Annotated in this window: 7 protein-coding genes and 1 pseudogene; 7 read left to right on the forward strand and 1 reads right to left on the reverse strand. The window is 70.0% G+C overall.

Annotation, left to right across the window (positions count from 1 at the left end; all coding sequences use genetic code 11):
• Positions 1-19 precede the first annotated feature (19 nt).
• The 5 genes from ACFPIH_RS49450 to ACFPIH_RS49470 all read left to right on the forward strand — a co-directional run bounded on the left by ACFPIH_RS49450 (position 20) and on the right by ACFPIH_RS49470 (position 4,966).
• Positions 20-1,207, forward strand: a complete 1,188-nt coding sequence (locus tag ACFPIH_RS49450) for an ABC transporter ATP-binding protein (protein WP_381181805.1) — start codon at positions 20-22, stop codon at positions 1,205-1,207.
• A 126-nt stretch (positions 1,208-1,333) separates the two neighbouring features.
• On the forward strand, positions 1,334-2,320 hold the full coding sequence (locus ACFPIH_RS49455; RefSeq protein WP_381181803.1) for an aldo/keto reductase: 987 nt from the start codon (positions 1,334-1,336) through the stop codon (positions 2,318-2,320).
• A 24-nt stretch (positions 2,321-2,344) separates the two neighbouring features.
• A complete protein-coding gene (locus ACFPIH_RS49460) occupies positions 2,345-2,917 on the forward strand; it encodes a TetR/AcrR family transcriptional regulator (protein ID WP_381181801.1) in 573 nt (190 codons plus the stop codon).
• Between the two features lie 109 nt (positions 2,918-3,026).
• The gene (locus ACFPIH_RS49465; protein ID WP_381181799.1) at positions 3,027-4,205 is read left to right on the forward strand and encodes an acyl-CoA dehydrogenase family protein; all 1,179 of its coding nucleotides are present in this window, start codon (positions 3,027-3,029) and stop codon (positions 4,203-4,205) included.
• A gap of 2 nt (positions 4,206-4,207) precedes the next feature.
• Entirely contained in the window at positions 4,208-4,966 is a 759-nt protein-coding gene (locus tag ACFPIH_RS49470) for an SDR family NAD(P)-dependent oxidoreductase (protein WP_381182040.1), read from the forward strand.
• Positions 4,967-4,972: 6 nt separating this feature from the next.
• On the opposite strand, the gene ACFPIH_RS49475 is transcribed toward ACFPIH_RS49470, so the two are convergent.
• Positions 4,973-5,770: a GntR family transcriptional regulator gene (locus ACFPIH_RS49475; protein ID WP_381181797.1), complete on the reverse strand. Its 798-nt coding sequence runs from the start codon at positions 5,768-5,770 to the stop codon at positions 4,973-4,975.
• 347 nt (positions 5,771-6,117) lie between these two features.
• Between ACFPIH_RS49475 and ACFPIH_RS49480 the strand changes: the two genes are divergently transcribed.
• Entirely contained in the window at positions 6,118-7,134 is a 1,017-nt protein-coding gene (locus tag ACFPIH_RS49480) for a sugar ABC transporter substrate-binding protein (RefSeq protein ID WP_381181795.1), read from the forward strand.
• A pseudogene (locus ACFPIH_RS49485) lies at positions 7,134-7,274 on the forward strand (ABC transporter permease); the annotation flags it as partial. The gene ACFPIH_RS49480 and the pseudogene ACFPIH_RS49485, both read left to right, overlap by 1 nt.

Consider the following 7,274-nt stretch of genomic DNA (forward strand, 5'->3'; position numbering starts at 1 on the left):
AGGCAAGGAGGCACCATCCATGGCCGAGATCATCCTTGAGGGAGTCACCAAGCGTTTTCCCGACGGGGCCCTCGCCGTGAAGGACGTGGACCTCGAGATCGCCGACGGCGAGTTCGTGATCCTGGTCGGACCGTCGGGATGCGGCAAGTCCACCACCCTGAACATGATCGCCGGACTTGAGGACATCACCGAGGGCACCCTGCGCATCGGAGACCGGGTCGTCAACGACCTGGCTCCCAAGGAACGCGATGTCGCCATGGTGTTCCAGAGCTACGCCCTGTACCCGCACATGAACGTCCGGGAGAACATGGGCTTCCCACTGCGCCTGGCCAAGGTGGACAAGGACACCATCGACGCCAAGGTGACGGAGGCCGCCCGGATCCTCGATCTCACCGAGCACCTGGACCGCAAGCCCGCCAATCTCTCGGGCGGTCAGCGCCAGCGGGTGGCCATGGGGCGTGCGATCGTCCGTGATCCCAAGGCGTTCCTGATGGACGAGCCGCTGTCCAACCTGGACGCCAAACTCCGGGTACAGATGCGCACCCAGATCTCCCGGCTGCAGCGGAGCCTCGGCACGACCACCGTGTACGTCACCCACGACCAGACCGAGGCGATGACGCTCGGCGACCGCGTCGTGGTCATGAGACAGGGCCTGGTCCAGCAGATCGGCACACCCGCGGAACTGTACGACTTGCCGCGCAACATCTTCGTCGCGGGCTTCATCGGCTCCCCGGCGATGAACTTCCTGAACGCCACTCTGGAGGACAGTGCCCTGCGCTCGCCCCTGGGCGACCTGACTCTCGACGACCGTACGAGGCAGGCGCTGGAGAGGCAGAACGCGCCCCGCGAGGTCATCGTCGGGCTGCGACCGGAGGCATTCGAGGACGTCGCTCTGTCACACGACCGGGACCGGACGGGCCCGGTCTTCACCGCCACCGTGGAGGTACTGGAGTCGCTGGGCTCCGATGTGTATGTCTACTTCACCGCGGAGGGCGGGCCCGCGACGACCACCGAACTGGAGGAACTCGCCAAGGACTCGGGCCTGCGCGACACCGGCGCCGACACCCATCAGATCGTGGCCCGCCTGGACGCGGCCACGCGTGCCCGCGAGGGCGAACCGGTAGAGCTGCAGGTCGACATGGCCAAGGCTCACGTGTTCGACCCGGCGACCGGAGCGAACCTCACGCATCCAGCGAGGGCGGACTGACGACGCACCACGAAAGGTTCACCATGGGAAGGCGGCTTTTCGTGTGTGCCCTTGCGCTGAAGCGCACTTCAAGTTGAAGACTCCCGTTCGAGCCGGGGAGGACCCGGCCGCACGGGAGGACTCCGGATGAAGTACCGCACCATAGGCACCGACCCCGCCCACCGCCGCGACGTCAGCGTGCTCGCGCTCGGCGCGATGCTCTTCGGGTCGCGCACCGACGAGAAGACGTCGTTCGCGATCCTCGACCGCTATGTCGAGGCGGGCGGGAACTTCGTCGACACGTCCGACAACTACGCGTTCTGGGAGGACGGCGGCCAGGGCGGCCAGAGCGAGGAACTGCTCGGCCGGTGGCGGCGCAGCCGGGGCGTCGGGGACGAGGTGGTCGTCGCCACCAAGGTCGGCGCCCGGCCGCTGGCCCCCGGCACCAGCTACACGGACAACCCGGAGGGCCTGTCGGCCAAGGTGATCCGCGAGGCGGCCGAACGCAGTCGGGAGCGGCTCGGCATGGACCGGCTCGACCTGCTCTACGCCCACATCGACGACCACACGGTCCCGCAGCGGGAGACCGTCGAGGGGTTCGCCGCGCTCGTCGCGGAGGGCGTCGTCGGGCTGCTCGGGGTGAGCAACCAGGCGGTCTGGCGTGTGGAGCGGGCCCGCGCCCTCGCCGCCGCGGCCGGTCTGCCCGGCTACGAGGTGCTGCAGTACGCGCACAGCCATCTGCGCCCCCGCACCGACATCCCCGACGACCTCTTCCCCGACGGCAGCCTCGGGCACGCAGGACCCGAACTCCTCGGCTATCTGCGGGCCGAGCCCGCCCTGACCCTGGTCGCCTACTCGCCGCTCCTCAAGGGCGCGTACACCCGCCAGGAGCGACCGCTCCCCGGCGACTACGACCACCCGGGCACCCCGGCCCGGCTGGCCGTGCTGCGTGACGTCGCGCGCGAGACCGGCGCGACCGTCAACCAGGTCGTCCTGGCCTGGCAGCTGGGCGGGGACCTGCCGGTCGTCCCGCTCGCCGGGGCGTCGTCGCCGGCCCAGCTGGAGGAGAACCTGGCCGCCGTCGACCTGGAGCTCTCCCCCGACCAGCGGGCCCGGCTGGACACCGTGCACTAGAACGGCGGCGGTTACGCTGGGATCATGTCCGCTACTCGCCGTACCGTCCGACAGGCCGACCTGCTGGAACGACTCGTCGCGCTGTTCACGGCGGAGGGGTTCTCGGACCTCACGCTCGACGACCTCGCCGAGCGGCTGCGCTGCTCGAAGACCACGCTCTACCAGCTCGCTCCCAGCAAGCAGGGGCTGGTCGTGGAGGCGGCCAAGCACTACTTCCGGGGCGCGACCGAGGCCGTCGAGAAGCGGGTGGCGCAGACCGTCGACCCCTCGGACCGCGTCCGGGTGTATCTGACGGCCGTGGCCGAACAGCTGCGCCCGCTCTCGCGCCGGTACCTCGACGACCTCGCGGACTTCCCGCCCGCCCGCGAGGTGTACGAGGCGAACACCCGGATGGCCTCGGAGCGGGTGCGGCAGCTGATCGCCGAAGGGGTCTCCGGGGGCGCCTTCCGGGATGTGCACACCGCGTTCGTCGGCGAGGTCGCCGCCGCCACCATGCGGCGGATCCAGCAGGGCGAGCTGGGGGCGCGCACCGGGCTGACCGACGCGGAGGCCTATGAACAGCTCGCCTCACTGATCGTGCACGCCGTCTCGTCCTGACATCGATCGTCACCTGTAAGGGGTGTGCGACGCGGCTTCGTGCCGTACTGTGAATGATACGTGCGTACGCACTCCAGTATCACTTCCAGTATCGATCGTGGAGGTCACCATGCCTGCCACTCGCGCTCTGCCGACCGAGGAAGCCGTCGAGCTCATCAAGCTCACGCGCACCCTCGCCGCCAAGGAACTCGCACCCCGGGTGGCCGACGCGGAGGCGGACGGGGCGTTCCCCCGCGAGGTCTTCCGGACCCTGGGCCGCAGCGGGCTGCTCGGGCTGCCGTTCGCCGAGGAGTACGGAGGGGCGGGGCAGCCGTACGAGGTCTATCTCCAGGTGCTGGAGGAGGTCGCCGCGGTCTGGTCGAGCGTCGCCGTGGGTATCTCGGTGCACGCCCTGTCCTGCTTCCCGCTCGCCCGGTTCGGCACGGAGGAGCAGCGGCGCCGCTGGCTGCCGGACCTGCTCGGCGGGGACCAGCTCGGCGCGTACTGCCTGTCCGAGCCGCACGCCGGCTCCGACCCGGCGGCCATGCTCACCCGCGCGGTGCGCGACGGCGACGACTACGTCCTGACCGGCGCCAAGGCGTGGACCACCCACGGGGGTTACGCCGACTTCTACACGGTCATGGCGCGCACCTCCGACGACCGCACCCACGGCATCTCGTGCTTCCTGGTCCCGGCGGACACCCCGGGGCTCAGCGCCGATCCGCCGGAGCGGAAGATGGGCCTGACCGGCTCGGCGACGGCCACCATGCGGCTGGACGACGTCCGGGTGCCGGCCGAGCGGCTCATCGGGCAGGAGGGGCAGGGGTTGAAGATCGCGCTCGCCTCCCTCGACTGCGGCCGGCTCGGCATCGCCTCCGTGGCCTGCGGCCTCGCCCAGGGCGCCCTCGACCACGCGGTGCGCTACGCGCGCGAGCGGGAGACCTTCGGCAAGCCGATCATCGAGCACCAGGGGCTGGCGTTCGTACTGGCCGACATGGGCGCGGCGATCGAGTCGGCGCGGGCCACCGCGCTGTCCGCCGCGCGGCTGAAGGACATGGGGCTGCCCTTCACCCGGGAGGCGTCGATCGCCAAACTGGTGGCCACGGACAACGCCATGAAGGTGACAACGGATGCCGTGCAGGTCCTCGGCGGGTACGGCTACACCCGTGACTTCCCCGTCGAGCGGTACATGCGCGAGGCCAAGGTCATGCAGATCTTCGAAGGAACCAACCAGATCCAGCGCATGATCATCTCCCGTGCGCTGGACAAGAACGAGGGCGGTGTCCTCACCGTCCTCGGCAAGGAGTGATGATGCAGCTCGCCCACACCGCCGCCCTCGTCACCGGCGGTGCGTCCGGCCTCGGCGCGGCCACCGCGGAGGCCCTCGCGGCCGGCGGCGCCCAGGTCTTCGCCGTCGACCTCAAGGACGGCATCGACAAGGCCCCCGAGGTCGACGGCGTCACCTATGTCCCCGCCGACGTCACCGACCCCGAGCAGGTCCGCGCCGCCGTCGCCGCCGCGGCGGGCTCCGGCGTTCCCCTGCGTACGGTCGTCAACTGTGCCGGGATCGGCCCGTCCGCGCGGATCCTCGGCAAGAAGGGCGTCCACGACCTCGGCCTGTACGCCAAGGTGATCCAGATCAACCTGATCGGCACCTTCAACGTGCTCGCGCTCGCCTCGGAGGCCATCGCCGGGACCGAGGGCGACGACAACGGCCAGCGGGGCGTGATCGTCAACACCGCGTCCGTCGCCGCGTACGACGGCCAGATCGGCCAGGCCGCCTACGCGTCCTCCAAGGGCGGCGTCGTCGGCCTGACCCTGCCCGCCGCCCGCGACCTGGCGCAGTACGGCATCCGGGTGTGCACCATCGCCCCGGGCATCGTGGAGACGCCGATGCTCGCCACCGTGTCCGACGAGTTCCGCGCCTCGCTCGCCGCCGGGGTGCCCTTCCCGCGCCGGCTCGGCCGGCCGGAGGAGTACGCCAAGCTGGTGCTCGCGATCGTCGACCACGACTACCTCAACGGGGAGACCATTCGTATGGACGGGGCGTTGCGGATGGCGCCCAGGTAGTAGCCCCTACGTCCTGACCAGCAGCTGGAAGTCGAAGGCGTAGCGGGACGCGCGGTAGATGTGGGTGCCGTACTCGACGGCTCGGCCGGTGTCGTCGTAGGCCGTGCGCTGCATGGTCAGGAGGGCCGCGCCCTCCTGCTCGCCGAGGAGCGCGGCCTCCTCCGGGGTGGCCGCGCGGGCGCCGATGGTCTGGCGGGCGCTGTGCAGGGTGATGCCGGCCGAGCGCATCAGGTGGTAGAGGCCGGTCGACTCGAGGCGGTCGGTGTCGAGGTCCAGCAGGGCCGGGGGCAGGTAGTTGCACAGGAACGCCACCGGCTGGCCGTGTGCCGAGCGCAGCCGCTCCAGGAGCGTGACCTCGGCGCCCTCCGCGATCCCCAGGCCGGCTGCCACGTCCGCCGCCGCGGGGACGCGTTCGTTGCGCACGACCTGCGTCGTGGGGCCCTGTCCGGCGGCCTCCAGGTCGTCGTAGAGGCTGCTGAGCTCCAGCGGCCGTCTCACCTGGCTGTGCACCACCTGCGTGCCCACTCCGCGACGGCGCACCAGGAGGCCCTTGTCGACCAGGGACTGGATGGCCTGGCGGACCGTGGGGCGGGACAGGCCCAGCCGGGTCGAGAGGTCGATCTCGTTGCCCAGGAGGTTGCCCGGGGCGAGCGCCCCGTGCTCGATCGCCGACTCCAGCTGCTGGGCGAGCTGGTAGTAGAGCGGCACCGGGCTGGAGCGGTCGAGCGCGAAGTGCAGCGCGTCCAGCGCCGAAGCTGCCACGGTACGGGTCCGGTCGCCGTTCCTCGCCGTCGGAGGTGTCATCGGGGACACGTCCCGCTGCCGGTGGTGATCGGGTCCATGGGCGACGCTCCGCTCGGTGGTCGGGGCCTGGTGTATCCAAGATGTAGGTGCCGCAGCCTCTCCTGTCAATCGTTTGTTCTTACATTCGGACCTGCTCGTGAAATGATGTCTTAACAAAGTATTGACAGCGGGCGTGGCAAGGGATTGGATCCCGTCCCAACAGCGCTTCAGCCGGCCCGCGATTCCCGAACTCTCGCGGACCCGGCCCCCCGGCCCCACCCTGAGCAGTAACGGGCCTAGGATCCCTCGAGATCGTCTTCTATTCCTTTCCCGGTAGATTTCCCGTCGCACAGTGAGGTGCAGGAAAGATGGACAGCTCTTCGCCCCGTTCCCGCAGAATCGCCCCGGTCGTGGCCATGGCCGCGGCGGTGGCCCTGACCCTCGCGGGCTGCTCCAGCAGCTCGGGCGGCAAGAAGTCCGAGGAAAGCGCGGACGGCGCGTCCGCGGGCAAGGCGAGCACCCCTCAGATGACCGTGGCCCTGGTGACCCACCAGTCGCCCGGCGACACCTTCTGGGACATCGTCCGCAAGGGTGCCGAGGCCGCCGCCGCCAAGGACAACGTCAAGCTCGTCTACTCGGCCGACCCGAGCGCGGGCGGTCAGGCCAACCTGGTGCAGAACGCGATCGACCAGAAGGTCGACGGCATCGCGATCACCCTCGCCAAGCCGGACGCCCTCAAGGACGTGGTGTCCAAGGCGAAGGCCGCGAAGATACCCGTGGTCGGCCTCAACTCCGGTGTGAGCGACTGGCAGAAGCTCGGCCTGATGGAGTTCTTCGGCCAGGACGAGACCGTCGCGGGCGAGGCCCTCGGCAAGCGGCTGAACGAGGCCGGTGCCAAGAAGGCCGTCTGTGTCATCCAGGAGCAGGGCAACATCGGCCTCACCCAGCGCTGTGACGGTGTGAAGAAGACGTTCACGGGATCGACCGAGGTCCTCTACGTCAACGGCACCGACATGCCGTCGGTGAAGTCGACGATCACCGCCAAGCTCAACCAGGACAAGGCCATCGACTACGTCGTCACCCTCGGCGCTCCCTTCGCGCTGACCGCCACGCAGTCGGTGTCCGAGTCCGGCAGCAAGGCCAAGGTCGCGACCTTCGACCTCAACAAGAGCCTGACCAGCGCCATCAGCAAGGGCACCGTCGAGTTCGCGGTCGACCAGCAGCCGTACCTGCAGGGCTACCTGGCGATCGACTCGCTGTGGCTCTACAAGAACAACGGCAACTACATGGGCGGCGGGGAGCAGCCGGTGCTGACCGGTCCCGCGTTCGTCGACAAGTCCAACGTCGACGCGGTGGCCGCGTTCGCCGCGAAGGGCACTCGGTGATCCGTATGACCCAGCACGCCGAGCCGGCGGTGACCACACCGCCGGCCCCCGGCCCGCGGAAGACCGACGGCCGGACCGCGCAACGCCCGCCGGCGCTGCGCCTGCTGGCCCGCCCCGAGGTGGGTGTGTTCCTCGGCGCG

This window comes from Streptomyces vulcanius, assembly GCF_042653945.1.
In the GTDB taxonomy this organism is placed as follows: Bacteria; Actinomycetota; Actinomycetes; order Streptomycetales; family Streptomycetaceae; genus Streptomyces; species Streptomyces mangrovi.

Bases quoted from the DNA above. Each gene is read 5' to 3' on its own strand.
- ACFPIH_RS49450 (WP_381181805.1), top strand. From the start codon at position 20: ATGGCCGAGATCATCCTTGAGGGAGTCACCAAGCGTTTTCCCGACGGG.
- ACFPIH_RS49455 (WP_381181803.1), top strand. From the start codon at position 1,334: ATGAAGTACCGCACCATAGGCACCGACCCCGCCCACCGCCGCGACGTC.
- ACFPIH_RS49460 (WP_381181801.1), top strand. From the start codon at position 2,345: ATGTCCGCTACTCGCCGTACCGTCCGACAGGCCGACCTGCTGGAACGA.
- ACFPIH_RS49465 (WP_381181799.1), top strand. From the start codon at position 3,027: ATGCCTGCCACTCGCGCTCTGCCGACCGAGGAAGCCGTCGAGCTCATC.
- ACFPIH_RS49470 (WP_381182040.1), top strand. From the start codon at position 4,208: ATGCAGCTCGCCCACACCGCCGCCCTCGTCACCGGCGGTGCGTCCGGC.
- ACFPIH_RS49475 (WP_381181797.1), bottom strand. From the start codon at position 5,770: ATGACACCTCCGACGGCGAGGAACGGCGACCGGACCCGTACCGTGGCA.
- ACFPIH_RS49480 (WP_381181795.1), top strand. From the start codon at position 6,118: ATGGACAGCTCTTCGCCCCGTTCCCGCAGAATCGCCCCGGTCGTGGCC.